Annotated in this window: 19 protein-coding genes and 3 pseudogenes; 8 read left to right on the top strand and 14 right to left on the bottom strand. The window is 68.9% G+C overall.

Annotation, left to right across the window (positions count from 1 at the left end; genetic code table 11):
* The first annotated feature begins 139 nt into the window (after window positions 1-139).
* Window positions 140-358, top strand: coding sequence for a hypothetical protein (locus WME89_RS25030; protein ID WP_438011590.1), 219 nt, complete (start codon window positions 140-142; stop codon window positions 356-358).
* 67 nt (window positions 359-425) lie between these two features.
* On the opposite strand, the gene WME89_RS25025 is transcribed toward WME89_RS25030, so the two are convergent.
* The 3 genes and pseudogenes from WME89_RS25025 to WME89_RS25015 all read right to left on the bottom strand — a co-directional run.
* Entirely contained in the window at window positions 426-1,634 is a 1,209-nt protein-coding gene (locus tag WME89_RS25025; RefSeq protein ID WP_438011963.1) for a metallophosphoesterase, read from the bottom strand.
* A 119-nt stretch (window positions 1,635-1,753) separates the two neighbouring features.
* Window positions 1,754-2,731, bottom strand: a complete 978-nt coding sequence (locus WME89_RS25020; RefSeq protein ID WP_438011589.1) for a HAMP domain-containing sensor histidine kinase — start codon at window positions 2,729-2,731, stop codon at window positions 1,754-1,756.
* A 145-nt stretch (window positions 2,732-2,876) separates the two neighbouring features.
* Window positions 2,877-3,455, bottom strand: a pseudogene (locus WME89_RS25015) (response regulator transcription factor); the annotation flags it as partial.
* A gap of 334 nt (window positions 3,456-3,789) precedes the next feature.
* Between WME89_RS25015 and WME89_RS25010 the strand changes: the two are divergent.
* From WME89_RS25010 to WME89_RS24990, 5 genes are all read left to right on the top strand, one after another.
* Window positions 3,790-4,296: a hypothetical protein gene (locus tag WME89_RS25010; protein ID WP_438011588.1), complete on the top strand. Its 507-nt coding sequence runs from the start codon at window positions 3,790-3,792 to the stop codon at window positions 4,294-4,296.
* On the top strand, window positions 4,281-5,714 hold the full coding sequence (locus WME89_RS25005; RefSeq protein WP_438011587.1) for a hypothetical protein: 1,434 nt from the start codon (window positions 4,281-4,283) through the stop codon (window positions 5,712-5,714). The genes WME89_RS25010 and WME89_RS25005 overlap by 16 nt, the downstream gene beginning before the upstream one ends.
* A gap of 5 nt (window positions 5,715-5,719) precedes the next feature.
* Window positions 5,720-6,232, top strand: a complete 513-nt coding sequence (locus WME89_RS25000; RefSeq protein ID WP_438011586.1) for a hypothetical protein — start codon at window positions 5,720-5,722, stop codon at window positions 6,230-6,232.
* A gap of 595 nt (window positions 6,233-6,827) precedes the next feature.
* On the top strand, window positions 6,828-8,816 hold the full coding sequence (tkt, locus tag WME89_RS24995) for a transketolase (protein ID WP_438011585.1): 1,989 nt from the start codon (window positions 6,828-6,830) through the stop codon (window positions 8,814-8,816).
* Window positions 8,817-9,528: 712 nt separating this feature from the next.
* Window positions 9,529-10,467 carry an AEC family transporter gene (locus WME89_RS24990; protein WP_438011584.1) on the top strand — a complete coding sequence of 313 codons (939 nt, stop codon included), beginning with the start codon at window positions 9,529-9,531 and terminating at the stop codon, window positions 10,465-10,467.
* A gap of 140 nt (window positions 10,468-10,607) precedes the next feature.
* Here WME89_RS24990 and WME89_RS24985 read toward each other — a convergent pair whose 3' ends face one another.
* Together WME89_RS24985 and WME89_RS24980 are read right to left on the bottom strand one after the other, a co-directional pair.
* Complete coding sequence (locus tag WME89_RS24985; protein WP_438011583.1) at window positions 10,608-12,158, bottom strand: Hsp70 family protein; 1,551 nt, start codon at window positions 12,156-12,158, stop codon at window positions 10,608-10,610.
* A 155-nt stretch (window positions 12,159-12,313) separates the two neighbouring features.
* Window positions 12,314-13,489, bottom strand: a complete 1,176-nt coding sequence (locus WME89_RS24980; RefSeq protein ID WP_438011582.1) for a hypothetical protein — start codon at window positions 13,487-13,489, stop codon at window positions 12,314-12,316.
* Window positions 13,490-14,046: 557 nt separating this feature from the next.
* On the opposite strand from WME89_RS24980, the gene WME89_RS24975 reads away from it, so the two are divergent.
* The gene (locus WME89_RS24975) at window positions 14,047-14,838 is read left to right on the top strand and encodes a hypothetical protein (protein WP_438011581.1); all 792 of its coding nucleotides are present in this window, start codon (window positions 14,047-14,049) and stop codon (window positions 14,836-14,838) included.
* Window positions 14,839-14,921: 83 nt separating this feature from the next.
* Here WME89_RS24975 and WME89_RS24970 read toward each other — a convergent pair whose 3' ends face one another.
* The 9 genes and pseudogenes from WME89_RS24970 to WME89_RS24930 all read right to left on the bottom strand — a co-directional run bounded on the left by WME89_RS24970 (window position 14,922) and on the right by WME89_RS24930 (window position 23,912).
* Complete coding sequence (locus WME89_RS24970) at window positions 14,922-15,527, bottom strand: hypothetical protein (protein ID WP_438011580.1); 606 nt, start codon at window positions 15,525-15,527, stop codon at window positions 14,922-14,924.
* A gap of 24 nt (window positions 15,528-15,551) precedes the next feature.
* Entirely contained in the window at window positions 15,552-16,634 is a 1,083-nt protein-coding gene (locus WME89_RS24965; RefSeq protein ID WP_438011579.1) for an NADH:flavin oxidoreductase/NADH oxidase, read from the bottom strand.
* 231 nt (window positions 16,635-16,865) lie between these two features.
* Window positions 16,866-17,993: a substrate-binding domain-containing protein gene (locus tag WME89_RS24960; protein ID WP_438011578.1), complete on the bottom strand. Its 1,128-nt coding sequence runs from the start codon at window positions 17,991-17,993 to the stop codon at window positions 16,866-16,868.
* A gap of 382 nt (window positions 17,994-18,375) precedes the next feature.
* Complete coding sequence (locus WME89_RS24955; RefSeq protein ID WP_438011962.1) at window positions 18,376-18,741, bottom strand: DUF5110 domain-containing protein; 366 nt, start codon at window positions 18,739-18,741, stop codon at window positions 18,376-18,378.
* Window positions 18,633-18,896 carry a hypothetical protein gene (locus tag WME89_RS24950; RefSeq protein ID WP_438011961.1) on the bottom strand — a complete coding sequence of 88 codons (264 nt, stop codon included), beginning with the start codon at window positions 18,894-18,896 and terminating at the stop codon, window positions 18,633-18,635. Before WME89_RS24950 ends, WME89_RS24955 begins: the two co-directional genes overlap by 109 nt.
* Before the next feature lie 45 nt (window positions 18,897-18,941).
* A pseudogene (locus WME89_RS24945) lies at window positions 18,942-19,184 on the bottom strand (TIM-barrel domain-containing protein); the annotation flags it as partial.
* Between the two features lie 103 nt (window positions 19,185-19,287).
* Window positions 19,288-19,521 (bottom strand): annotated as a pseudogene (locus tag WME89_RS24940) (NADH:flavin oxidoreductase/NADH oxidase); the annotation flags it as partial.
* Window positions 19,522-19,748: 227 nt separating this feature from the next.
* The gene (locus tag WME89_RS24935) at window positions 19,749-20,876 is read right to left on the bottom strand and encodes a substrate-binding domain-containing protein (RefSeq protein WP_438011577.1); all 1,128 of its coding nucleotides are present in this window, start codon (window positions 20,874-20,876) and stop codon (window positions 19,749-19,751) included.
* A 507-nt stretch (window positions 20,877-21,383) separates the two neighbouring features.
* The gene (locus tag WME89_RS24930) at window positions 21,384-23,912 is read right to left on the bottom strand and encodes a glycoside hydrolase family 31 protein (RefSeq protein ID WP_438011576.1); all 2,529 of its coding nucleotides are present in this window, start codon (window positions 23,910-23,912) and stop codon (window positions 21,384-21,386) included.
* Between the two features lie 1,470 nt (window positions 23,913-25,382).
* Between WME89_RS24930 and WME89_RS24925 the strand changes: the two genes are divergently transcribed.
* Window positions 25,383-26,474, top strand: coding sequence for an amidohydrolase family protein (locus WME89_RS24925; RefSeq protein ID WP_438011575.1), 1,092 nt, complete (start codon window positions 25,383-25,385; stop codon window positions 26,472-26,474).
* The last annotated feature ends 116 nt before the right edge of the window (window positions 26,475-26,590 follow it).

Genomic DNA, 26,590 nt, shown 5'->3' with positions numbered 1-26,590 from the left:
ACACAACGCCGGGCCTGCGCGAGGGCAGCAACACCGCCGTTGGCGGCTGATGCTCAGGGTGAGGGGGAGGAGATAGAAGAAGGACCATGAGCATGAGATTTTATTGCGTTTTGATCTCGATGTCCCGAATCCCCATACGTTGATCAGTCAGGGGTTCGGGCCGGTCGAGCGCGAGGACGCGCGGCTCTACTTCTCGTCGGTGGTGATCGACGTCGACAGCGACGGGCAGCTCTGCGAGGACGATCTCGTGCAGGACTACGATCGAAGCGATTCCATGTCGTTCGCGGTCGAGCCGCCGGAGGAGCACCGGATCTTCGTGAAAGAGTCCGGCTCTGAATGCAGGCCGATCGATCAATAGCCAATCACCAGGGACACGGCGACTCGATCCACCATGGCCGGCATCGGAGCCACCATCGCCCCCGCGATCAGGCGCGCTCCAGCACGAGGAGCGGCGCCTCGGTCGGGCAGCCGAGGCGGAACGGGAACCAGTGGCCGAAGCCGGACGTCGTGTAGAGCCGGCTCTCTCCGCGGGCGTACGTGCCCCAGAGGTACTCGTCCGGCCAGATCGACTGGAGCGCGCTCCGGCCGAACAGGCCTATCTGACCGCCGTGCGTGTGCCCCGCCAGCGTCAGGTGAAAGCCACGCCTGGCCGCGAAAGGGAACCCCTCGGGGCGGTGGCAAAGGAGCAGCCGGAACGCGTCTTCCGGGGCGCCCTCGCCGCAGCGCGCGACCGAGCGCTCGAGGGCGCTCCGCAGCTCCTCGCCGCCGAGCACGACCGGATCGTCCGCGCCCGCGATGTACAGCCTGGCGCGCCCGACCGAGACCGTGGTGCCGCGGTCGACGAGCAGCGGCACGGGGCTCTGCTCGTAGAGGGGGCGCGTGCGCCGGATATCGTGGAGGTACTCGTGGTTGCCGAGGCACGCGAAGACCCCGAGCCGAGGCCGGTGCCGGTGCACGGCGTCGAGCGCGGCCCGGAGCTGCCCGTGGTCGTCGGCCACGTCGCCGGTCAGCACGATGAGGTCCGGCGCGAGCGGCGCGACGCGCGCGAGCGTCGCCTCGAGGTGCTCGACGCCCTTCGACACCCCGAGGTGGAGATCGCTGAGCTGGAGGATCTTGAGGCCCACCAGGTCGGGGTGCAGGCCGCGAAAGCGCATCCGGACGAGCGGGACGCGCGGCTCGTCCGGCGCCGCCGCGAGCCCGCCGAGGCTCGCCGCCGCAGCCGTGGCGGGCAGGAACGAGAGGGAGGCCTGGATCAGGGCCCGGCGCGAGCCGTCCGGCGCCGGAGCGGCCTGAGCCGCGGAGCGCGCGCGGGCCTCGGGGCGCGCGCGGCGGAGCGCGCCGAGCGCGGTGAGCCCGCGGAAGAGCAGCGCTGAGACGAGCAGCAGGGCCGAGGCGGGCGCGAGGACGACGAGCGCGGTCCACGCGAGGCGGACGCCCAGGCCAGCCCAGGGCTCGCGACCCGCGTCCCAGAGCGCGAGGCCGACCGCCGGGATCGCGTACGCGACGCCGAGGAGCGCGCGCGCGGCGCGCCGCCGGAAGAGCTCTCGAGCGAGCAGCAGGGCCGAGGCCGCGCCGAGCGCGAGGACGGCGAGGAAGATGTGCGTGGTGGGGGTGAGCGGCAGCAGCGGTAGCACGTCGAGAGGTGTGCTCGACGGCGGCGAGCGCCCTGCAAACCTCCGGTGAAACGATCTCGGGCCCGGTGTGAAAACGGCGTGAACGATGGCGACGAGCGACGGGCGATGAACGAGCCCGCTCAGGGCGGCGCCGCGAGCGGGAGCTCGACGCGGAACGTGGCGCCCTGCCCGGGAGCCGACGAGGCGCTCACGGCGCCGCCGTGCGCCTCGACGACGGCGCGGACCAGCGCGAGCCCGAGGCCGCTGCCCCGCTCGCCGCCGCGCGTCGTGAAGAAGCGCTGGAACACCCTGGGGAGCGCTTCCTCCGGGATGCCGGGCCCGGTGTCGGAGACGCTCACCTCGACGCGCCGGTCGTCGCGCGCGGCGATCGCGACGCGCACCTCGCCGCCTGGCCCCGAGAACGAGGCCGCGTTCTCGAGCAGGTTGCGGAGGACGGACTCGACGCGGTACGCGACGCCGATGACCTCCGCGCGCGCGGCGCCGGAGACGGTGAAGCGGACCCGAGGGAAGCGGTCGTCGTCGCCCATGGCCTCGGCGAGCCCCCGGGCGAGCGCGGCGATGTCGACGCGCGAGCGCTCCTCGTGCGGCATCCCGGCCTCGGCGCGGGCGAGCTCGAGGAACTGGCTGACGAGCGAGTCGAGGCGGTGGCTCGACTCCTTGAGCAGCCGCGAGAGCCGGGCGGCCCGCTCCCGCTCCGCGGGGGCGTCGGCGAGCGCGTCCGCGCAGCCGCGGATGGTGGCGACCGGGTTCTTGAGCTCGTGCACCAGGTCGGCGACGAACGCCTCGTTCGCCCCGCGGCGCTCCTCGAGCGTGGCCAGCAGCGCGTTGAAGGCCGAGGCGAGGTCCTGGAGCTCGGCCGGCCCCTGGAGGGGGAGATCGGCCCGCGGCGTCGGCTCGTCGATCTTGGCGAGCGCTCGCCGCCGGAGCGCCTCGACGGGGCGCACGAAGCTGCGCGTCAGCCAGAGCGCGAGGAGCAGCGACAGGGGCAGGGTGATGGCGACGAGCCGCGGCAGCGCGCCGCGCAGGTAGAGCAGGTGCGCCGCGGGCCTGCGCGAGCTGTCCTGCGCGTGGACGTACCCGCTCCGGCTCGCGCTCACCGCGTGGCAGACGAGCAGCGTGGCGCTCTTCGTGAACTCGCAGCCGCGCGCGGGGAGCCCGCGCCGCGCCTCGTCGAGCTCGGGGCGCCGGCCGAGCGGCCTCGAGCTTCCGCCGCAGCCGGCGCACGTAGGTGTCGACGATGCGGTCGATCACCACGGTGTCGTCGCCGCGGACGAGCGCGAGCAGCCGCGCGCGCGAGAGCACGACGCCGGGGCGGCGGACCAGCGCCTCGAGGAGCCGGAACTCGGTCACCGTCGTGACGATGGGGCGGCCGTGGAAGAGCGCCTCGAGCCGCTCGGGCGACAGCTCGAGCGGGCCGCTCGCGATCGACGCGGGCGCCGCCTCGGCCTCCCGGCGCGCGGCCTCCCGGCGCAAGAGCGAGCTCACGCGCGCGAGGAGGACGCGCATGCTGAACGGCTTCGCGATGTAGTCGTCGGCGCCGAGGTCGAGGCCGAGCGTCTCGTCGATCTCGCTGTCGCGCGACGTGAGCAGGATGAGCGGCACGAGGTCGCCCTGCTCGCGCAGGCGCCGGCAGAGGGAGAACCCGTCCAGGCCCGGCATGTTGACGTCGCACACGGCGGCCTCGGGCCGCTCCTTGCGGATCAGCGCCAGCGCCGTGGCCCCGTCGCGCGCGGTCTGCGTCGCGTGCCCGGCCTCCTCGAAGGCGAGGGTGAGCACGTCGAGCAGCGACGCGTCGTCGTCGGCGAGGAGGATGCGCGCCATGGCGTCTCAGGATGTCAAAGCAGGAGGCCGGCGTCCATTCCCGCCATGATCTCGGCACGATGTCAGGGCCCGGCCTGCCGGCAAGCCAGGCCTCGGTACCTCGAGGTGAGTGCGGCTGCTGGTGCGCGTGCGCCGAAGGGCAGTACGTGCTCGCGTTTTGCTCACCTCATGCCCGCTGCGCATCGCCCTGCGCTGAGGACAAGCGCTCGGGCTCCCGGGCCGAAGCCTCCCCTCGCTGCCGCAAGGCCCTCACTCATTGACAGGGGCGGATGATGTAAGCGAACCTGACCTCGTGTTTTCCCGCCCTTCGTGTTCGAGCACAAGGCGTCTTGCCGTGGCGTGTCCGGTCCTCGCGGCGCTCGTCGGCGTCGGGTGCGGTCCGCCCAGGCCCCCCGCCTCGGCCACGCGCATTCCCCTTGCCGGCCTGTGCGGCGTCACGCAGGTGTCGGATCGGTGCCCGGACTTCGAGGGCGACGGCGGCGGGTCGCTGAGCGCGACGCTCTCCTTCAGCACGTACATGTTCTTCCAGCTGCGGGACTGTCGCGCGTCTGTCCAGACGGTGGGCCTCGCCTGGGCGACAGAACATAAGCTCCCGGTCGTCGATGAAGAGAGCGCCCCTGGTCGATACTGGTTGCTCGTGTGGTCCGAGCAGCGCAATGGCTGGTTCGCGTTTCGTTATGATTATACGAGGCTCCCGCCGCGCGCGCATGCCCAGGTCGACTTCCTGGACCTGGCTTTGAGGAAGCTGAACCCCGCGATGGAGAAGGACTTCCAGGAAACTTACAGTATGAATTCATTGCATGGTAAGTTGACGGAGGCTATACGATGCGCCGCACCGTAGGCGCGTTCGCGCTCGCATTCATGGCGCTCGGGTGCCAGCCGAGCGCCGGAAACAAGGAGCTCAATACGCCGCCTCCCACGGCACCACCGCGCTCGTTACCCCCTTCAGCGCAGCTGGGTGGCAGCATCACACTGAAGATCTGTTCCGACAAGGACACACGCGAGCAAGATCGCGGCTGGAAGACGCCTCTCCTCTCGTCTTTCGGGCGGCTGGTCGGCGGCATCCTGAACGTTGGGGCCCGTGTCTCCATGCGGATCGGTCCTTGTACTGCCGATTTCCAGGTACCGACGTGTCACGCCTTCGCGGGGGAGGTGATGTGCCGGGAGAACTTCATCGCTCGCGTCCTCCAAGCTGCCGCCTGGGGGGGAGCGCTGTCGGCGGTCGCGACGCGACGCCACGCGGGCGCGGGGGATTGGTACGACATCATGGCGCGTGTGGGCGGGGGCGATCTCTTCGAGCTCGTCGCCGTCGAGCCCGACAGCTTCGACAGGCTCGCGGCGGCCTGGGAAGGGGAAGGCGCGTGGCGGGCTGACGAGCTTCACACGGCGCGGGATCTCGTTGAGCGGATTCGTCACATCGAGAGCAAAGGCGAAGAGCCGAGCGGGCCCGAGGAGACGATCGCTCACCGCATCTATATCACGACGGCCGGCCACCTTGTGAGCTTCATCTACGGTCACGAGATGTCGCACTACTTCTCGAACGACTGTATGTTCAGCGAGCCATCGCGGGTGGAAGCGGCCCGCCGTATCGAGGCCATGCATAGGCTCCAGGTGGAGGGGCCCTTGTGCTCGTCGATGATCCTGCCGAAATCGACCGAGGCTCTCCTGGTGCGACCGGAGGAGCTGAAGGCCGACACGTGCGCGTTGCGCGGCATGGCGTACCTGGAGCGGCGGCTGTTCAGCAAGAGCTGGGGCACGCCGGAGCCTGAGCTCTCCCTGACCATGGCATTCGTGGCGCGCCGGCTGGTCGTGGACGTTGCGAGCTGGTTCCTCGCCTACGGCCCCATGTCCCGCGGGCGCGCCGATTTCGGCAACGATGGCAACCCCACGGCTATCCTGCTGTCCCTCGTGCCGGGTTACCTCGTCCCCCAGCACCGGCTTGCGCTGATCGCGCGCGAGCTCGGCGAGCACGCTGCTGCCGAGGGTCGCGCGCCTCCGCCCGTGCTCTGCGAAGATGCCGCGCGCATCTTCGTACTTCAGACCCGTCGATCCGTCAGCGCGTGCCGGTGGCGCAAGATGGATGAGATACGAAAGGCCGAACGAGCTCTCGTTCCGGCGCTCTCGGATTTCGTCCCTTCGGGGGTTCTGGGGGTACTGAGGACGGGCAACTTCGATCACGAGCACGCGTTCCGCTGTCAGCCTCCTCTGCTCGAAGCTGCGCCGAATGGGGCGTTTCCCGGACCCTCCAGAAGCGAGTAGTGAATATGTCTATCGAGTTCATGGTGACCCTCGACAACAAAGATTGGGACCCCATCACCGGCAGCTGGCGTTGTGACGCGCTTCAGATCCCTGACGCGGAGATCGCCGCCATCTATCACGGGCGCCGCCAGGCTGACGAGCGCGACTACAGGAGAAAGGGCACGCTCATCCTGTGGACGGGCGACCCGCCGAGCACGGTCGCCGTGCGGATCAGGTTGACGTCTGATTTGACCAAGCTCGCGGAGGTGAACAGGGTCGAGCAGCAGAAGCTAGAGCTGGAGAAGGAGAAGCTCTCCTCGGAGAATCGTTGGAAGCGAAATACGATGCTGGCCGGTGTATTCGCGACCGTCGTGACTGCATTGACGACCTACACGGTTTCAAGTCGGCAGCTGCCCGCTCCTTGCAAGCAAAGCCTCTCGAGCCTGCGCGCGGCCGCCAGCTCCTCGGTCACAAATCAGACGCTGGATAAGCTGCGCGACGCCGTGGACCGGCACGCTGCCGCCTGCGCCGGTGATTGATCGCTGCCTGGGCGGCGCTCCAGGCTGCAGCGCAGCGCGGCCGAGGCAGCGCGCGCCTGCCTGGCGCGGAGGAAGTCGGCGGACGCCACGGGACCGCCGCGGGGCTTCGAGGTCCGTCGCGGGGGTCTCGAGGTCCGTCGCGGGGGTCTCGAGGTCCGCCGCGGGGGGTCTCGAGGTCCGCCGCGGGGGGTCTCGAGAACTGGAGGTTGGGTCTCGAGGTCCCCCGCGGGGGTCTCGAGGTCCGTCGAGGGGGTCTCGAGAACTGGAGGTTGGGTCTCGAGGACCGCGCCGACCCTGTCGCGCGACCTAGAGACCCCGGATCGCGGTCGCTGGAGCCGTCTCTCGGGACGCGCGACCGCGAAGATGCGGTCGGCCGGGCGCCGAGCGCGATCTCCAGGCTCTCCGTGCGGAAGGCGCGACCCGGGTGTGAGGTCGTCCGAGCGCCGATCGCGTTCTGCTTCCACCCCGGCCGGCATCCACCACCGACGGGGTGCTCCCGCCGAGGGCCCCTCGAGGCGCACCAGGCGCCGGGGCGCGAGGGGGGAAGGTGCGCGAAGTGGCCCGCTTCGCGGCGAAGTAGGTTAGAGTGCGCGCCATGCCTGATTTCGCCAAGCTCGCCGCCGCGGCCTCGATCGCCCGCGGCCTCGCCATGGACGCCGTCCACGCCTGCTCGTCCGGTCACCTCGGCCTGCCGCTCGGGGCCGCCGAGATCGGCGCCGTTCTCTATGGCGACCTCCTCCGCCACGACCCGAGCGAACCGCACTGGCTGAACCGCGACCGGTTCATCCTGTCGGCCGGCCACGGCAGCATGTTCCTGTACGGCTGGCTGCACCTCGCGGGATACCCGGTGTCGCTCGATGACATCCGCCGCTTCCGACAGTGGGAGTCGAAGACGCCCGGCCACCCGGAGTACCACTACACCGAGGGCGTCGAGGCGACGACGGGGCCGCTCGGTCAGGGCGTGGGCAACGCGGTGGGGCACGCGGTGGCCGCCAAGATGCTGGCCGCCCGCTACAACACGCAGGAGCACAAGATCTTCGATCTCAACGTCTACTGCCTCGCCGGCGACGGCTGCCTGCAGGAGGGCGTGGCCGCCGAGGCGGCCTCCTTCGCCGGGCACTTCAAGCTCGACAACCTGATCCTCATCTACGACGCCAACGACGTCACCCTCGACGCGATGGCCGTGAAGACCCAGAGCGAGGACACGGGCAAGCGCTTCGAGGCCTACGGCTTCGAGGTGCTCCGCGTCGAGAAGGGCAACGATCTCGAGGCCGTGCACAAGGTGCTCGGCCAGGCGCGCGCGTCGAAGAGCGGCAAGCCGAAGTTCGTCATCGTCCACACGCTGATCGGCAAGGGGATCCCGGAGGTCGCCGGCACGCAGAAGGCGCACGGCGAGGGCGGCGCCAAGTTCGTCGACCAGGCGCGCAAGAACCTCGGGCTGCCCCCGGAGCACTTCTACGTGAGCGAGGAGGTCAAGCAGTTCTTCGCGAAGCGCAAGGAGGAGCTCGGCAAGGCGCGCGTGGCGTGGGAGTCGACCTTCCAGGCCTGGCGCGAGAAGAACCCGGAGCTCGCCCGGCAGCTCGAGGAGGGCACCTCGCGGAAGGTGCCCGCGGACCTCGACGCGCGCGTCCCTGCGTTCGCCGCCGGCACCAAGGTCGCGACGCGCAAGGCCGGCGAGACCGTGCTGCAGGCGGTCGCCGAGGCGGTGCCCGCGCTCATCGGGTCGAGCGCCGATCTCTACGGCTCGACGTTCAACTACATCGCGTCGAGCACCGACTTCGATCCGGAGCACTGGGGTGGCCGGAACATCCGCGCCGGCATCCGCGAGCACGGCATGGGCGCGATCATGAACGGCATCGCCTACCACGGCGGCCTGCGCCCGAGCGGCGCGACGTTCCTCGTCTTCGCGGACTACCTGCGGCCGAGCATCCGCCTGGCCGCGCTGTCGCACCTGCCGGTCATCTACGTCTTCACGCACGACTCGGTCGGCGTGGGCGAGGACGGGCCGACGCACCAGCCGGTCGAGACCGTGGCGGGGCTGCGCGCGATCATCGATCTCGACGTCATCCGGCCGGCGGACGCCGAGGAGACGGCCGGCGCCTGGATCGCGGCGCTGGAGCGCACCGACGGCCCGACCGTCCTCGCGCTCACGCGGCAGGCCGTGCCGTTCCTGCCGGGCGACGCCGCCGCGAAGCGCGAGGGCGTGCGGCGCGGCGCTTACGTGCTCGTCAAGGAGACGGCGGCGCTCGAGACGATCCTCATCGCGACGGGCAGCGAGGTGCAGCACGCGGTCGAGGCAGCGAAGAAGATCGGCCCCGGCGTCCGCGTCGTGTCGATGCCGTGCGTCGAGCGGTTCGCGCGCCAGGACCGCGGCTACCAGGAGGCCGTGCTGCCGGCCGCGTGTACCCGGCGCGTGTCCATCGAGGCCGGCGTCACCTTCGGCTGGCACAAGTGGGTGGGCTCGAAGGGGCTCGCCCTCGGCATCGACCGCTACGGCACGAGCGCTCCCGGCGACATCGTCATGGACAGGCTGGGCATGAATGCTCAGGCCGTCGTGCAGGCGGTGCAGGACCTCGTTCCCTGAGGGGAGGGGGACGGCCAGCGCGAGCGCGTCCCGCTCGTCAATCCGTCCCCGTCTTTCGTCCTCCGTCATTCGTCCTCCGTCCCCCCGTCTTTCGTCTCCCGTCCCCGTCCCCCATCCCCGTCCCCCGTCCCCCGTCCCCCGTCCCCGTCCCCGTCCCCGTCCCCGTCCGCGTGCGCGTGCGCGTGCGCGTGCGCGTGCGCGTTCCCGTGCTCGGTCGTACCGCTACACGTCTCGCGTGACGGGAGAACGGGATGGAGCGGGAACGCGCACGCGCACGCGCACGCGCACGCGCACGCGCACGCAAGACGAGGACGGGGGACGGGGGGACGGGAGACGGGGGGACGGGAGACGGGAGACGGGAGACGGGACATGGGGGACGGGAGACGAAAAGCGCGAGACGCACAACGAGAGATAGATAAATAAGAGCCCCTGCCCCGCTCGGTACGACCCATGCGCTGCCCCCTCTGCACTTCGCCCCTCGCGTACGTCCATGGCCACGCTGCCTGCGTGAACAACCGCTGTCCGATGTTCGGCGCCAATCAGGCCGAGTGCTGCACCGGCGAGACAGCGGAGAGCTGCCCCGCCGCGGCCGACAGCGGTGCGCCGCCGCGGGGGCCCGCCGAAGCGCCGGGAAGACGCGCCCGGTGACGCGCGGGCCGGTTGAGCGCCCGAGACCGCTGGACGTCCCTCTTCTCCGAGCTAAAAGCCGCCCGTGCCGTCGGGCGATCTGATCTCGCAGCTCCTTGCCCTCTTCGCGGTGCTCGGGGTCGGCGTGCTCCTGCGCGCGCTCGGCCGCAGCGGCCAGGCCGACGCGGCCGTCCTGAACCGGCTCGTCATCGACGTCACAACGCCCGCGCTGATCGTCTCCGTGCTGCGCCGCTCCGGCATCGGCCAGGGCGCGTGGGGCGCCGTCGCCGCCTCGACGATCGCGCTCTTCACGTGCGCCCTCGCGGGCATCGCGGTCGCGCGGGCGCTCGGGCTCCCGCGCGCCGCGCAGGGCGCCGCGGGCCTCGTCGGCAGCTTCTCCAACACGGGGTTCCTCGGCGTCCCCCTCGTGCTCGCGCTCTACGGGCAGGCGGGCGGCGCGGCGGGGACGGCGATCCTCGTCGACAGCATCGTCACGACGCTGATGCTCTGGACCTTCGGCGTCGCGCTCGCCGCGCGCATGGGCGCGGGCGGCGACGCGGACGCGCGCGGCTTGCTCAGGGTGCTCCTTCACCCCAACGTGCTGTCGATCGCCGCCGGCCTCGCGCTCCACGCCCTGCCGATCCCGCTGCCGGCGTGGGTGGAGCGCGCGCTCGACGCGCTCGGGAGCGCCACCCCGACCCTCGTGTTCCTCGCGCTCGGCCTGAGCCTCGACCTGCGCTCGCTGCGCGGCCGGGTGCGCCCGCTCATGGCCATCGCCGCGGTGAAGCTGCTCCTCGGCCCCGCGGTCGCGCTCGCCGCCGCGTTCGCGCTCCACCTCGAGCGGCCCACCTCCGAGGTGGCGGTCCTGCAGTCCGCCATGCCGACCTCCATGGTGTCCGTGATCATCGCCGCGCGGTACGGCTGCGATGGCCAGTTCGCCGCGGCCACCGCGGTCCTGACGACGCTCGGGTCGCTGGCGAGCTTGCCCGTCGTGGTCGAGGCGCTGCGCCGCCTCGCGCCCTGATGATGGTCGAGGCGCTGCGCCGCCTCGCGCCCTGATGATGGTCGAGGCGCCGCGCCGCCTCGCGCCCTGATGATGGTCGAGGCGCCGCGCCGCCTCGCGCCCTGATGATGGCCGAAGCGCCGCGCGGCCTCGCGCCCTGACTACGCCCCGACCTGGTAGACGCGCTGGTACCCCGCCTCGACGTCCGTGATCGTCACCTCGACGATCCCGTGCGGCGTGATCGCGTACTGCTCCTCGATCAGCGGTCCTTCGTTGTTCATGCGCTCCACGGTCACGGCGGCGAGCTCGGCGGCGCGGTCGCGGAGCCGCCGGTCGAACGGGAACACGACCTCGTTGAAGGCCGTGATGTCGCCGTGGGGCACGCCGAGCCGGTCGAGCGCGGCGCACTCGACGAACCGGTAGCGGCCGACGTTGTGCGCCGCCCGGTACACGCGGCGCGAGACCACCGGCGCCTCCTGGCTCGACGGGATGCGCGCCTCGCGGTCGAAGATCGGATCGAAGACCACCTCGTCCCCGCCGCCGCTCTCCCGGAACACCCCGAAATGGCGCGACAGCCGGTCCGAGAGCTCGAAGCCCGCGTCCTCGTCGACCGCGATGGCGAGGCCCATCGCGATCGCCGCCGAGGGGTACGGGGACCGGTGGACGCGCCGCCCGAAGCGCTCGCGCAGCGTCCGGGCGACGATCGGCAGCGAGCTCGCGCCGCCGACGACGTAGATCCCCGCTATATCGGCGAGCGCCTCGCCCGCGCCCGCGTCGAGCCGCGCGGTCACCGGCTGCATCGCGGTGATCGTCGCCTCCACGAGCGGCACGCACTGGTCGTAGAAGTCGGAGGCCGAGATCGTCACCTCGTGGGCGGGCGCCAGGTCGCCGAGGCACGCCTCCAGGTCGATCACGATCCGCCGGGAGTTCGGGTTGAGGCGCTCCTTGGCCTCGCGGCACTGGTCGGCGAGCGCCGCGAGCGCGCGCGCGGGCAGGTCCTCGGGCTCGACCTTGGCCGCGGCGAGCGCCATCGAGGCGAGCACCGCGTCGAAGTCGTCGCCGCCGAGGTGGTTCAGCCCCGCGGTCGTCACGGCGTCGTGGCTGCGCCCGGTCATGTGGACCAGCGAGGCGTCGAACGTCCCGCCCCCGAGGTCGTACACGACGATGTGCTCGCGCTTCGACGTGATGGTGCTGCGGTGGCGGTGGGTGTACTCGAACCCGGCCGCCGACGGCTCGTTCAGGAGCGCGATCACCTCGAAGCCCGCGCGGCGGAAGGCGTCGAGCGTCACGAAGCGCTGCGTCCCGTGCGCGTTCGCCGGGGTCGCCACGACGCAGATGAGGCGCCCGTCGTCGTCCTTCTTCCTGGGCCGGTTCGACCGGTTCAGGACGGCGTCGCGGAGCGACCTCAGGAACAGGGTCAGGAGGTCGAGCACCCGGAGCTTCGTCCCGCCGATCTCGACCTCGAAGTCGGGCGAGGCGCGGGGACCCGAGAGCACGCGCTTGAACGACCGGAGCACGGTCCACTCCGGGTCCGAGGCGACCGCGAGGGCGTCGAAGCCGAACCGGAGCTCTCCCTGCCGCTCGGCCGCCACGGAGGGGTAGAAGTCCACGGTGTCCCCCGCCGCGTCCAGGAAGCTGATGACGGGGTAGTTTCCGCGGTCGCAGCACGCGACGACGGTCCGCGTGGTTCCGAAATCGATCCCGAGGCGCACGGTGGGGGTTCCTCCGGCCCGCATGCTGCCACATCCGGCCGCCCGCGGTGAAACTCCGCGGCCTCCGCGCCGTTCACGAGCCAGCGGAGATGCGCGCCGAGGCCGGGATCTCTACGGGCCAGGCGGCTCGTGGGGCGCTCGACGCGCGCCGCCGCTCACGCCAGGAGCCCGAGCACCCGCGCGGCCAGCTCCGGATCGACGCGGTGGCGCACCCTGCCCTCGAAGAAACACGCACAGCGAATGAGCGGGACCATGAGCGCGCTTCCCTTGATCCGGAGGTGCGGGTGACGTCGACTGCGGATGACGAAATCGTTCGACGCCCGATGACGACCCCAGACGAAGGGATCCTCCTGGAATCCTTTGTAATGGATCACCTGCTCGACCTCGAAGGGCGCGTCGTCCTCGCCCTCCAGCCCTGCGTTCCGCGCGAGCTCGGCGACCCTTGCGGCGCTCGCCCTGAATTCACCGAAGCGGTCGCTCGTCTCGGGCAAGGCTGCCAGTCGCTCGCTCGGACGCTCATGCCACGACAGCCCGAGCTCGAGGCGATCCGCCAGCGCGTGGCGGCTCACGCCGAGCTCACGCAGCCGGCGAGCGTCCGCGGCGATGACCTCGCCGAGGCGCTCTCCAGGCGCCAGGAAGCCGCTCTCCGAGGCCTGACCGGGGAGGAGCCTCTGCTCGAGCGCGGCGATGGACAGACCGCCATGGGCCTCGAAGAGCGCCGCGATGTCGTCCGGGCTCAGGTCGTCAAGGCGCGCTGGCAAGATGTCGGGCAGGGGATCTCCCGTGATCCTGCTGCGGAGAGCGTCGCGCATTCCTCCGGGGAGATCGAGGGTATCGAGCAGCTCGACGCCCAGGCGCCTGGCGAAGAGCTCGCCCCCGTCTCTGTAGGCAGCGTGCAACGAGAGAAAGGCATCCTCGGAGGTGCAGTGGCAGCGGTTCACCTCGGCAAGCATCAGGAGGCCGGCGCGAGGCTCGATGGCCTCCATCGTCTGCCGGAAGTACCTGAAGCCGTCCAGGAAGTACTCGAGCTCGGACTCCCTGTACTGCCCATCCGGCCGTGCGCGCTGGGCCAGCTCCGACAGGCCTGCGAGCAGCCGCTGCTCGAACGCGCCCGGGTGGGCCCGGGCGAAGGCAGCGAGGCTCCTGTCCGCGGGCTCGTGCTCTTCCGTCGTGTCGGGGAGCCCGAGTCGGCTGCAGAAGAAAGCCCACGCGTCCTCTGCACTCGAGAGCTCGGGCAGGGGCGCCGAGGACTGCTCCTTCACCGCCCGTGTCGAGGGGGCCGCCGCCTGCTTGCCGTGCAGCAACGCGTTGAGCCGCTCCTTGATCTTCATCCATGCGATGAGAGCGCTCTGCCTGGAAAGGGTCAAGCGGCACAGGCGCATGGTGCTCCTCCGTCGTGGCGAGCCAGACGCCGTTGTCCTGCGCTGGCGCGGTCTTGTCGCGCAGGATGAGGACGAGCTCGTCCTCCACGTAGACGGCCACGCAGCCGAACATCGGCCGCGTCTCGGACCCGAGCGGGCGAGCGCCTCGAGCACGAGCTCGTGCGGCACCGGCTTGCGCTTCCTCGCGCCGAACACGTCGTTCGCAGCACGCGACGACGGTCCGCGTGGCTCGGCAATCGATCCCGAGGCGCAAGGCGGGTTTCCTCCGGCCCGCATGCGGCCACACCCGGCCGCCCCCGGTGCAACTCCGCTGCGCCTGGCGGCCCGGCGGGCACAGGTGCCACGCCGAGGACACGTTGTGCCATGACCCGCCGTGGCACAGCCCGACCGCATCGTTCTTCCTGGCCGAATACTGGGCCATCCGCAGCGAGGGAGGGGGGCTCGCGCGTGGCACAACGGTTGCCATGCTGCAGATCATGTCAATTCAACAAGACCTTCTTCTGGGCATGCTCTCACTCTCTCTCTTCGCCGGCTGCGCCTCTTCCGAGGTCGTCGAAGGCGGGGACGCGGGCGGCGGCGGCGCCGCCGCCGAGTGTCCGATCCCCCCGATGGACAGGATCACGTGGTCGCTGACCACCGCGGCTGGCACCACCTTCTCGTCGGAGAATCCGGTCGGCGAGGCGGGCGATCCTCCGACGCAGAGCTCGATCGAAGGGCAGGTTGTCTCCTCCACCCCGGGCGAGATCGCCATCGACTCATGCGCTCCCGACGCGGATTGCGATCAGGCGCCCACCACGCTGACGCTCGCCGCAAGCGGGTTGCCCGACGTGCTCGTCCCGGAGGGCGCCTTCGTACGGCTCGACTTCCAGGCTCAGCGAGAACGGAGCGGTTACGGCGACTATGGCGACTACACCGGGATGCACCTCAACATCGAGAATCTCTCCGAGTGGCGCGGCCTCTCGAACCCGGTGGCCACGGACGACCGCGTGTGGCTGGCGGCGCACGAGCGCTTCGTCACCGGCGGGCCCAACTCGCTCACCGCCGATTTCGACCCCTTCACCGTGGAGCGCCTGGACGTCTGCTTCTCGACCGAGTTCGGCAACCCGGTCTATGCAATGCGGTTCTCGATGCCGGACGCGAGCCCGTCGTCCGTGACGTTGAATGCCGGCGAGGAAGCCTCGATCACCATCACCGGCGCGCACGCGGGGGAGTACACGTTCCGCAATCTTCGCTCGTTCGAGTACGCGGAGCCGGGCCACGAGTTCGCCTACTGGCTCGCGTTCTCCGAGGCCCCGTGAGCCGGCGTCGCTCGCGAGGCGCCCTGTCGTTCACGGCGCCGCGATCCCGGCCGTGACCGCTGGAAAGCTGTTCTCGGTTTCGTTCATCCGCGCGCGCGGCCGGTCGCGGGCAGCTTCGCCGCGGCCTTCCTGGCCGGGAGCTTTGCCGTCGCCTTCTTGGCCTTGGCCGGCGGCTTTGCCGCGGCCTTCTTCGCCGGCGGCTTTGCCGCGGCCTTCTTCGCCGGCGGCTTTGCCGCGGCCTTCTTCGCCCGCGGCGAGGCGCTCCGCTGCCGCCGCTGCCCAGGCACCTTTCCGATGCGCGGGTCGCCCGCCAGGATGAGCGCGCACGCCCGCAGCGCGGCCTCCTCGAAATCGGGCGACTCCGCCGGGAGCACCTGCCAGCCGGTCACGCCGCTCCCGAGCACCTCGATGCTCCGCATGCTCGGGAACTCCGGGCGCAGCGCCGCGTGGTGCTCCTGCGTCGTCGCGAGCCAGACGCCGTTGTCCAGCGCGGGCGCGGGCTTGTCGCGCAGGACGAGGACGATCTTGTCCTCCACGTAGACGGCCACGCAGCCGAACATCGGCCGCGTCTCGGGCCCGAGCGGGGCGAGCGCCTCGAGCACGAACTCGTGCGGCACCGGCTTGCGCTTCCTCGCGGCGAACACATCGTCCGCCGGCGCGGCGCGACCGCTCCTGCTCCGCTTGACCATGGCGCTCCCGCGGGTCCGCTCCCCTCAGCGCTTGAGCCAGTGGCCGTACGCCGGCGGGAGCACGCTCATCGGCTGCTCCACGCCGAGCTTCTTCGCCGCGTGGTAGGCCCAGTGCGGGTCGTCCAGCAGGGCGTGCGCCAGGATGATGAGGTCCGCCTGGCCCTCCTTCAGGGCCGCCTCCGCCTGCTCGGGCTCGTTGATGAACCACCCGCCCGCGACCGGCAAGCCCGCCTCCTTGCGGACGCGCCCGGCGTACGGGAGCAGGAAGCCAGGGCCCCACGGGATCTTCGAGACGTCGGGGACGACGAACCCGTGGCTCACGTCGAGGAGGTCGAGGCCGGAGGCCTTGAGCCGCTTCGTCAGCTCGATCGACTCCTCGACCGTGATGCCGCCGTCCACCCAGTCCGTGATCGAGAGGCGGACGGTCAGCGGCAGGCGCTCCGGCCACACCTCGCGCACGGCCTCGAACGTCTCGACAAGGAAGCGGATCCGGTTCTCGAACGGCCCGCCGTACTCGTCGGTGCGCGCGTTCGAGAGCGGCGAGTAGAAGCTGTGCGCCAGGTAGCCGTGCGCGTAGTGCAGCTCGAGCCACTCGTAGCCTGCCTCGCGGGCCCGCCGCGCGGCGGCGACGAAATTGCCCTTCACGCGCGCTATGTCGGCCTTCGTCATCTCCTTCGGCACCTGAGGGAGCTTGTCGCCGAACGCCTTTGCCGAGGGCGCCAGCGTCTCCCACGCGCCCTCCTGCTGCGTCAGGTGATCATCGCCCTCCCACGGCCGGTTGGTGCTCGCCTTTCTCCCCGCGTGCGCGAGCTGGATCCCCGGGACCGCGCCCTGCTCCTTGAGGAACCCGACGATCCGCCGGAGCGGCTCGATCTGCCCGTCCTCCCAGAGGCCGGCGTCCCGAGGGCTGATGCGCCCCTCCGGGGAGACCGCCGTCGCCTCCGCGATCGCGAGGCCGACGCCGCCCCGCGCCATCGAGCCCAGGTGAACAAGGTGCCAGTCGGTGGCATACCCATCCTTCGAGGAGTACTGGCACATGGGAGAGACGACCACGCGGTTGCGCAGCGTCACGTCCTTCAAGCGAAAGGGTTCGAACAACCTTGCCACAACGACCTCCTTGCCGACGGGGGCGCAGCTTCGCACGCCCGGGCGCGCGGGGGCAAGCGGAGGCGCCCTCCGCCCTCGGCCGGTCTCCCCACGGGGATGTTCGACCACCGTCTGTCTTCGGTCTTGCAGGCGGTCTTGCAGCATCCCCGGCGCTGACGGGCCGGACCCAGGAGCCTCGGGCTTCGAGCGCCCGCCGGCGCCGCGCGAGGTCTCCCACGAGCGGCGATCCCGCTACTGACCTGCGCCGATCTCGTCGAGGAAAGCGTTGTAAGCGTCGATCTTCTCCGACGGGACCACGTCGAGGCCGATGTTGACCCGGCTATCGCCGTCCATCAGCGGGGCGAGGATCTCCCTGGTCGCGTCGAGGCCGATGGTCTTGATGCCATAGAGGATGTAGGGCACGAGGTAACCCTCGTAGTACTGCCGCTGGGTGTGTGTGGCCTTGATGCGCCCCTGACGCATGTAGTCGACGGTCCTGGGGTCGAAGTCGAACGCGACGATGGGGACGTCCGGTATGCCCGCGGCGTCTGCGCCCATCACGCACCGGTACGAGATGTTGAACAGGCCGACCATGCCGACGACGGGCGGGTTCGCGGTCTCGATGTTGGTCTTCATCCAGTCGATGTCGAAGGCCTCGTCGGCGGAGAAGACGGCCTCGCTCACCACGGGCGCGTAACCGGCTGCCTGGAGCACCTCCTGGGCTCCCCGTGTCCGAGCGTACCCGTCGACCCAGTCTGCTCCGATGGTGCCGTGGACTATCACCGTACCTGGAGGCGGGGGCAGCATCGCGAGCAGGGTGTTCGCCGCCGTGGCGCCCACAGACGTGTTGAGCGCTCCGACGTAGAGCGAGCGCTTCGAGGTCGCCACGTCGGTGTCGAGCGTCACCACGTGGACCCCGTTCGCGACAGCCTTGTCGACGGCGGCCGCGTTCGTGTCGCCGTAGGGCGAGACGCCGATCCCTTCGGCGCCGCCCGCTACCGCCTGATCGATCTGCTGATTCTGGAGGTCCTGCGATGTCGTGGGATCGTCCGACTGGTCGGTCGGCCCGAGCACGTTCCCCGTGACACCGAGCTCACCCATGGCTCGGCTCGCGCCCGTGGCGATCGGCTCGAAGAAGGTGTCGAGGTTCTTCAGCAGGACCACCATCTGTATCGGCTCGACCGTGCTCTCGTTGATCATGGCGAGCAGACGATCGACCGTCGCCTCGAGCACCACCGGAGTGAACTCGCTCGCTGGCGTCGGCGGCCGCTCGATGTGTCCGACCTCCGTGCCGGCGTCGGCGGTATCGCTCGACCCGCACGCCGTCGTCGTCATCAGGAGCCCGAAGGCCGCCGTCCAGCATCGTCCCATCCTTGTCATGAGAACCCTCCTCGTCCGTGGTTCGCTCGATCGCGCGCTGCACCCCTGCGTCAGAATCCCTCCTCCGCGAGCTCATCCCCAGGTGTGGCATGCGACATAACCCAGGTGACCGGGCGCTGCCGGCGCGCACGATGCCCAGAGCGGGGACGCGATTCCCACGTGCAGCTCGGTTTCCATATAGCACATGCGTCGTCCGCCGTACGCGAGCCGCACATCATTCCACGGAAGCGATTGCGAAGCGCCAGGCGCCCCGGAGTCCATGCTCGATCCATCGTGATACGAGGTCGAGGACCGCGCTGTCAAGGGTCAGGAGGCGAGCGACGAGGAGCGGGAATGGATCGCGGGGGGAAACCAGGCTATCGGTGTTGTTCGGGGCACGGCGTCAGGCGTTCGTTCCGCTCGTTCCGCTCGTTCCGCTCGTTCGTGGAGAGTGCAGCGCGAGCTCTCTCCGTGGACCGCGGTCTTCAAGCAGAAATGTGTGCATGCTCGCGCGCGGAGAGAGACCCCCGGGCGACGCCGGCGAGGCTGCCCGCGATCTCGCCCACCTTCGCGGCGCGCGGAGCCATGGCAGGTCGGCGAAGCGCGTCCCTGTTTCATGAGAGAAGGAACCGCATAGGCTGCCTGTCCTTGCGCCGATGGTCAACTTCCTGACGGACTCGTCCCACGTGAGCGGGATGAGCGAGTACTTGCCGTCCTCGTAGTCATAGCTGTCGCCCTTGTCCTCGTAAAGAGTGAAGGAGCCGTCCAGAATCGTACCAGGTCCCCGCGGGGAGATAAACGGAGCGGCTGGTAGCGCCCCGCGGTGGTCACCGGATTGATCAGGAAGGCAGGGCCGAACAGGAACTGATCCTTGATGTTGAACACCTTCTCGTCATTGGGATAGTCGAAGACCAGGTGCCGCATCATGGTGTAGCCTTCGCTGGTCACCTTCCATGCCAACGAGTAGATGTACGGCATCAGCCGGTAGCGCAGGTTGTCGATCTTGAGGAGATTGGCCTTGGTGGCGGCGCTCCAGCTGTTGCTGTACAGCTCCCTCGAGCCGCCTCCATCGATCCGGAAGATCGGGGAGAAGGCGCCATACTGGAACCAGCGGGTAAAGAGCTCATTGTTCGCGCTGGTGGTCCAGTCCACGTTGTGGCCCCAGTACCCGCCGATATCGGTGGTCCAGTACGGCATCCCCGCGAGCGAGAAGTTGAGCTGACCCCCTCGACGGTCACGGGTGTCAAGGCCGCTCGCTCAAGCGAGACTTGCGGTGTCCTCTGGTGGATCGCCCTGCCAGAACGCCGAGCACCATCTGCCCGTCCTCCCAGAGGCCGGCGTCCCGCGGGCTGATGCGCCCCTCCGGGGAGACCGCCGTGGCCTCCGCGATCGCGAGCCCGGCGCCGCCCCGCGCCATCGAGCCCAGGCGAACAAGGTGCCAGTCGGCGGCATACCCATTCCTCGAGGAGTGCTGGCACATGGGAGCGACGACCACGCGGTTGCGCAGCGTCACGTCCTTCAAACGAGAGGGCTCGAACAAGCTTACCACAAAGACCTCCTTGCCGACGGGGGCGCAGCTTCGCACGTCCAGGCGGGCGCAAGCGGAGGCGCCCTCCGCCCTCGGCCGGTCTCCCCCCGAGCATGCTCGACCATCGTCTGTCTTCGGTCTTGCAAGCGGTCTTGCGGCCTCCCCGGCGCCGCCGGGCCGGATCCAGCCTGCTCGGGCCTCGAGCGCCCGCCCGCGACGCGCGAGGTCTCCCACGAGCGGCGATCCCGCTACTGACCTGCGCCGATCTCGTCGAGGAAAGCGTTGTAAGCGTCGATCTTCTCCGACGGGACCACGTCGAGGCCGATGTTGACCCGGCTATCGCCGTCCATCAGCGGGGCGAGGATCTCCCTGGTCGCGTCGAGGCCGATGGTCTTGATGCCATAGAGGATGTAGGGCACGAGGTAACCCTCGTAGTACTGCCGCTGGGTGTGTGTGGCCTTGATGCGCCCCTGGCGCATGTAGTCGACGGTCCTGGGATCGAAGTCGAACGCGACGATGGGGACGTCCGGTATGCCCGCGGCGTCTGCGCCCATCACGCACCGGTACGAGATGTTGAACAGGCCGACCATACCGACGACGGGCGGATCCGCGGAATCGATCTGGCCCTTCATCGAGGCGACGTCGAAGGCCTCGTCGGCGAAGAAGGAAGCCTGGCTCACCAGGGGCGTGTAACCGGCTGCCTTGACCACCTCCAAGGCTCCCTGCGTCCGAGCGTACCCGTCGCCCCAGTCTGATCCGATGTTGCCGTGGATCAACACCGTACCTGGAGGTGGGGGCAGCATCGGGAGCAGGGTCTCCCCCGCCGTGGCTCCCGCAGACGTGTTGAGCGCTCCGACGTAGAGCGAGCGCTTCGAGTTCGCCACGTCGGTGTCGAGCGTCACCACGTGGACCCCCTTCGCGACAGCATCGTCGACGGCGGCCGCGTTGATCTCGCCGTAGGGCGAGACGCCGATCCCTTCGACGCCACCCGCTGCCGCCTGCGCGAGCTGCTGATTCTGGAGGTCCTGCGATGTCGTGGGATCGCCCGACTGGTCGGTCGGCCCGAGCACGTTCCCCGTGACACCGAGCTCACCCATGGCGCGGCTTGCGCCTGTGGCGATCGGCTCGAAGAAGGTGTCGAGGTTCTTCAGCAGGACCACCATCTGCATCGGCTCGATCGTGCTCTCGTTGATCATGGCGATGAGGCGATCGACCGTCGCCTCGAGCTCCACCGGGGTGAACTCGCTCGCTGGCGTCGGCGCCCGATCGATGCGTCCGACATCCGTGCCCGCGCCGGCGGTATCGCTCGACCCGCACGCCGCCGTCGTCAGCAGGAGCCCGAAGGCCGCCGTCCAACATCGTCCAATGATCGTCATGAGAGCCCTCCTCGTCCGTGGTTCGCTCGATAGCGCCGATGCTCGATCCATCGTGATACGAGGTCGAGGATCGCGCTGTCAAGCGGTAGGAAACGATCGACGAGGAGCGGGAATGGATCGAGGTGGGAAATCAGGCTGCTCGTGTGATTAGGGACACGGCAGCCGGCGTCCGTTCGTGGAGAGCGCAGCGCGATCGCTCTCCGTGGATCGCGGTCTATAAGCAGAGATGTGTGCACGCTCGCGAGCGGAGAGAGCCCCTTGGGCGGCGCCGGCGAGGCGGCCCGCGACCCCGCTCACCTTCACGGCGCGCGGAACCACGGCAGGTAGGCGAAGCGCGTCCCTGTTTCATGAGAGAAGGAACCGCAGAGGCACAGAGGACACAGAGGAGAGAACAACGAGACGCTGTGCTCCTCCGTGCCTCTGTGGCTCGAATCCTTCCCCATCTCCGCGCCGGGGGGCGGGGCCTGGGCGGCGCGGCGCGTTGACGAGAGCGCCAGCGGCCGGCGCTCAGTTTGCGGTCACGACCACCTCCGAGCCATCGTATGTGACCACTTGATCTGCAGCAGCAGTGACATCGACGCCGGCGCCATGATTGGAGCCTACCCACACGATCCTGAACGTCCTGCTGGCCGGCATTCCGCTGTAGCTCCCTGTCCTTGCGCCGATGGTCAGCTTCTTGTCAGACTCGTCCCACGTGAGCGGAATGACCGAGTATTTGCCGTCCTCGTAGTCATAGGTGTCGCCCTCGTCCTCGTACATGGTGAAGGCCCCGTCTTGACCTGCGTAGATCCGGATCTCCACCGGGTCGACGCTCTGCGTCGCATACTGGATGCTGGGACCCATGGGAACGATCGAGCCCGCCTTGACGAAGAGCGGCATCTCGCTCAGCGGCGCGGGGACCGAGGCCGTACGCCCGCCGTCCGTCGTCGAGCCTGTCCAGAAGTCGTACCAGGTCCCTGCGGGGAGATAAACGGAGCGGCTGTTGGCGCCCGCGGTGGTCACCGGATTGACCAGGAAGGCAGGGCCGAACAGGAACTGATCCTTGATGTTGAACACCTTCTCGTCATTGGGGTAGTCGAAGACCAGGTGCCGCATCATGGTGTAGCCTTCGCTGGTCACCTTCCATGCCAACGAGTAGATGTACGGCATCAGCCGGTAGCGCAGGTTGTCGATCTTGAGGAGATTGGCCTTGGTGGCGGCGCTCCAGCTGTTGCTGTACAGCTCCCTCGAGCCGCCTCCGTGGATCCGGAAGATCGGGGAGAAGGCGCCATACTGAAACCAGCGGGTGAAGAGCTCATTGTTCGCGCTGGTGGTCCAGTCCACGTTGTGGCCCCAGTACCCGCCGATATCAGTGGTCCAGTAGGGCATCCCCGCGAGCGAGAAATTGAGCCCCGCAGGGATCTGCTTGGTATAGGTGGGAAAATCGCTGTTGATGTCCCCCGACCAGCACGTCGTGGCGTATCGCTGCTGGCCGGCAAAGGCGCTGCGGGTGAGGACGTAGACCCGCTTCTCCTTCGGGCCGGTCGTGCGCCAGTGCTCGTACAACGCCTGGGCGTGTCCCAGGGGATAGGCGTTCACGTACAGGGCCCCCTTGCCGAGCGCGGTGTCAGCCGCCCGGACGTTCACGGAGTCCGGATAGCCCTGAGGTTCGGTGTTATCGGCCCAGATGCCGTCCCAGCCATGCGGCCCCAGCAGGCGATCGTGGATCTGCTGGTACACCAGAGCTCTGGCGGCGGGGTTGAGCGTGTCATAGAAATGGTGTGTGCCGCCGCTGGCGAACAGCGCTCCGATCTCGTCGAGCGCCTTGTAGTTGTCCATCTCTCCCGGCTTCCTCTCCGTGTTCACGCGCTGATACACCGGCCAGATGGATATCATCGTATGAACGTTGGCCTTGTGCATCTCGTTGATGAGAGCTGCTGGGTCCGGATAGCGTCCTTGATCCATGAAGTGGGAGCCCCACGCATACGGAGTCCAGTAATCCCAGTCCTGGACGATGCAGTCGACTGGAATGTTGTTGTTGCGGTAGCCGTCCTTGACCCTCAGCAGCTCGGCCTGGCTGCTGTACTTGTCCTTGGACTGGAAGAGCCCGTAGGCCCACTTCGGGAACAGCGGGGCCGCGCCGGTCGCGGTGCGGTACTGGGCCACGACCTCGTCGATGCTCGGGCCATAGAAGAAGTAGTAATCCACCATCTCGCCGGCTTCGGACGCATAGCTGTACTTGGTGTTGTTGGACTTGGCCCCGTCGAAGTTCGACGCGGAATAGTTGTCCCAGAAGATCCCGTAACCCCTGTTGGACACCAGCATCGGGACGTTGATCTCCGTGTTGACGTTGAGGATGCGCCGGGTCGTCCCTTTGCGGTTCATCACGCTGTCCTGGTGCTGGCCGAGACCAAACAAGGCTTCGTTGGCAGGTGAGTTGAAGACCGTCTCGACGCGGTTCGTGCTGACCCCCTCGACGGTCACGGGTGTCAAGGCCTTGCTGTCTTCCGACAGGATGACGTTGTCGTTCAAGTCGGCGTAGGTGACCAGGCCGCTGGTCGTGTCGACATTGGCCTTCAAGCGTGAGGTGGTGATGGTCACCGTCCCCGCGCTCTCCGTGACGCAAAAGCTCGGTGTGCCCCACTTGTTATTGACAGACAGGGAGGTCTTGTCGGGGAGCGAGGGCGCAGTGGCGTACTGGACCCTGATGATGCTCTCGTTGCAAACATCGAGCCTCATCAGGCCGGCTTCCAGGTTGAAGGTGACGCCGGTGGCATCGGCAGCATAGAGCCCGGTCTCTGGAGGCGCGGGCGGGCACTCCAGCTGGTCGCCGCCTCCCTGGCCTCCCGAACCGCCGCCACCGCCGCCGCCGCCGCCACCGCCGCCGCCGACCCCGGCCGCGCCGGCTCCACCGCCTCCCACCCCGGTCGTTCCAACGGCGCTGGTCGCCGTGCTGCTGGCACCCGGACCGGGGTCGGACCCGTCCGAGCATGCGCCGCCAAGCGGCAGGAGGCCGACCAGAGCCGCGTAGATATAACGATTGATCAAGTTTCGCATGACTCCTCGCGAGCAACGGAAATCAAAATAATGTTTGATAAATTCAACTGCTTACGCCAGCTGCAAGCGCGCGGGCTGTCTCCGTGCGGTCGGGTCAGGGCGCTGTTCCAGCCTACGCTTCGCACCGCTGACTCAGCGCAAGAGCACCTGGCAGTGCCCCGCTGATCCCGCTAGCTTGAGAGGCGCCGGAGGGGGCGCGAGCTGCTGCTGTCGGACCAACTCTGGGAGCGCACCGAGACGAAGCCGTGAATCACCCTGCCAGAACGCCGATCACCATCGATCAGCAATCACTTCCGCGGCGGCCGAGCGAACGGAGCCGGCGCCAGGACCGACCAAGATCGATCCGATGACGAAGGCCTCGGTGCGCATGACGACCCGAAGAAGGGCGGGACAGGCGGATACGCGTGACCACATTGTGAGCGTTCACATTATGGACGTCAACACCAATCGACCGGCCGGCACGTATGCTCGATCCCGAGAGGAGACACGGCTGACGGGGCTCTTCCGGAGCGCCGCGTTAACGAGGTCGCGCAGGTACGCCTCGGCAGCGAGCTGGTGGAGACGACACGAGGCTCGAGCGGATCGCTCCGAGAGGTGGAGGCGGTTTTACATGGTCTGGAACAATCTGTTGCCGCGGAAATGTGATGGGGTGGCATGCAGCTGCGCGACTCCTGGCTGATGACCGGCCAGGATCGACGAGCAAGGTCGCGGCGACGTCGGCGAGGACCGGGAGATAGGAATGTTCCGCGAGCTCGCCTCGTGCTCGTGCTCGTGCCGGCCTTCCTCGACCTTGCGCAGACGCGCGGGCTGGCAGACGCGCGGGCCGTTCATGGCCCCCGCGCGTCCCGGCTCGCCGAGAGACAAGGCGCATGTCGAGGATCAGGTCGCGTACGTGCGTGAGAGCTGGTTCGACGGCGAGCCGCTCACGAGCTTTCTGGTGTGTCCTTCAGCTCCCCGAGCGCCTTCAGAATGGGTGCAACTTTGCGATGAATGTCGATGCGCCAGCGGGGGAGGACCACCCGCCCCCAGCGCCGACCGCGTTCGACTCGACGGCGTCACCACGCCGCGCGTCTTCGATGGCCCAGTGACGAACGCCTGCACGGACGAGCTGGGCCCTGGTCGAGTCGTCGGAACGCGTCAGTCGCGAAAAAACGCGTGCAGCCGATCAAGCTTGACATGCATTATGTGAGCGTTCACATTCTCTCGTAGCGGGGGCGCTTCATGCGTCCGTGCGTCGGTGCGTCCGTATGTCCGAGGGATCGCGGGATCGCGGGCCATCGCTCGCTTGCAGGAGCCCGCGACCTCGCCGCTGCGCATGCCCCCATGGCGCGCCGCCGACGCTCTGCCACCCGCGGAGCTCGCCGCGGCCATCGAAGAGCTGAGCAAGTAACGCTGTCGCTTTACGGTTGATGAACTGTGAACGGTCACATAAAAGACGAACCATCGGCTTTTTTGACTGAGGGGGTCGTCATGCGTGCCGGCGCCTTCGCCATCGGGATCGAGCCCGGCACCGACTCCGAAAGGCTCCACCTGAACATGCTCACGAGCATCAAAACGAACTTCGCCACGCTGTGCCTGACGATGGCGCTCTCGCCGCTCGCGGCGTGCGCCTCGTCTTCCTCGACCACCGCGACGCCACCGGAGACGGCGGGCGACACGAGCAAAGCGGCGGCCCCGCTGGCGGTGCCGGCGGCGCAGCGCGGTCCCATCCTCGACACGCACATCCATCTCTACCAGGTCACGCGGCCAGGCGGCGTCGTCTGGCCGGAGGCCAAGCAGAAGCCGATATACCGCGACGTGCTGCCCGCGGAGTACGAGGCCATCGCGAAGCAGAATGGCATCGTCGGCACCGGCGTCGTCGAAGCCAGCCCGGTCGTCGAGGACAACGTCAAGGTCCTCGAGATGACGAAGAACAACGGCTTCTTCAAGTTCCTTGTCGCGCAGCTCGAGCTCGGCTCGCCGAGCTTCAGCGCCGATCTGGCGCGCCTCGCCGCGGACCCGCGCGTGGTCGGCATCCGCGGCTTCCTCTGGAGCCCGAAGCTGACGCTCGACCAGAAGCAGCTCGCCTCGCTGGAGGAGCTCGCGGCCAAGGGCATGACGCTCGACATCATCAGCCGCGGCACCTTGAACCCGAAGGACAAGGTCGAGGCGCTCGCGACGGCGGTGCCCAGGCTCCGCATCATCATCGACCACCTGGCGGGCGCGAAAGGGCCGACGCCGGATCCGGCCTGGGTCGACGCGATGCAGCGGCTGGGCAAGCACCCGAACATCTACATCAAGTTCTCGTCGTTCTTCGACATGTACAACCCGGCCGCCACCGAGGACGATCCCTGGAAGGCGCCGACCGACGTCGCGGCGTACAAGCCGCATTTCGACGTGCTGATGAAGGCCTTCGGCGAAGACCGGCTGATCTGGGGCAGCAACTGGCCCGTGGTCGACATGGGTGGCAGCCTCGCCTCGGAGATCGAGATTGCCGAGCTCTACCTCAAGGAGTTCGGTCAGGAGGCGCGTGACAAGGTGATGTTCAAGAACGCACAGAAGTTCTATGCGCGTCATCCCTGAACAGGGGCGTCCCGAACGCCGCGGCGAGGGCGCCTGCCGCCCCGCCCACGGCTCGTGAAGCAACGCCATGTCGCCTCGGCTTCTGCCGGTCGACGTGGCGCTGTGTTTTCTTTGTC

This window comes from Sorangium sp. So ce321, from assembly GCF_051530195.1.
In the GTDB taxonomy this organism is placed as follows: domain Bacteria; phylum Myxococcota_A; class Polyangia; order Polyangiales; family Polyangiaceae; genus Sorangium.
The sequence above is the reverse complement of the archived record's forward strand: the minus strand, read 5'-3'. Positions and strand labels throughout refer to the sequence as shown.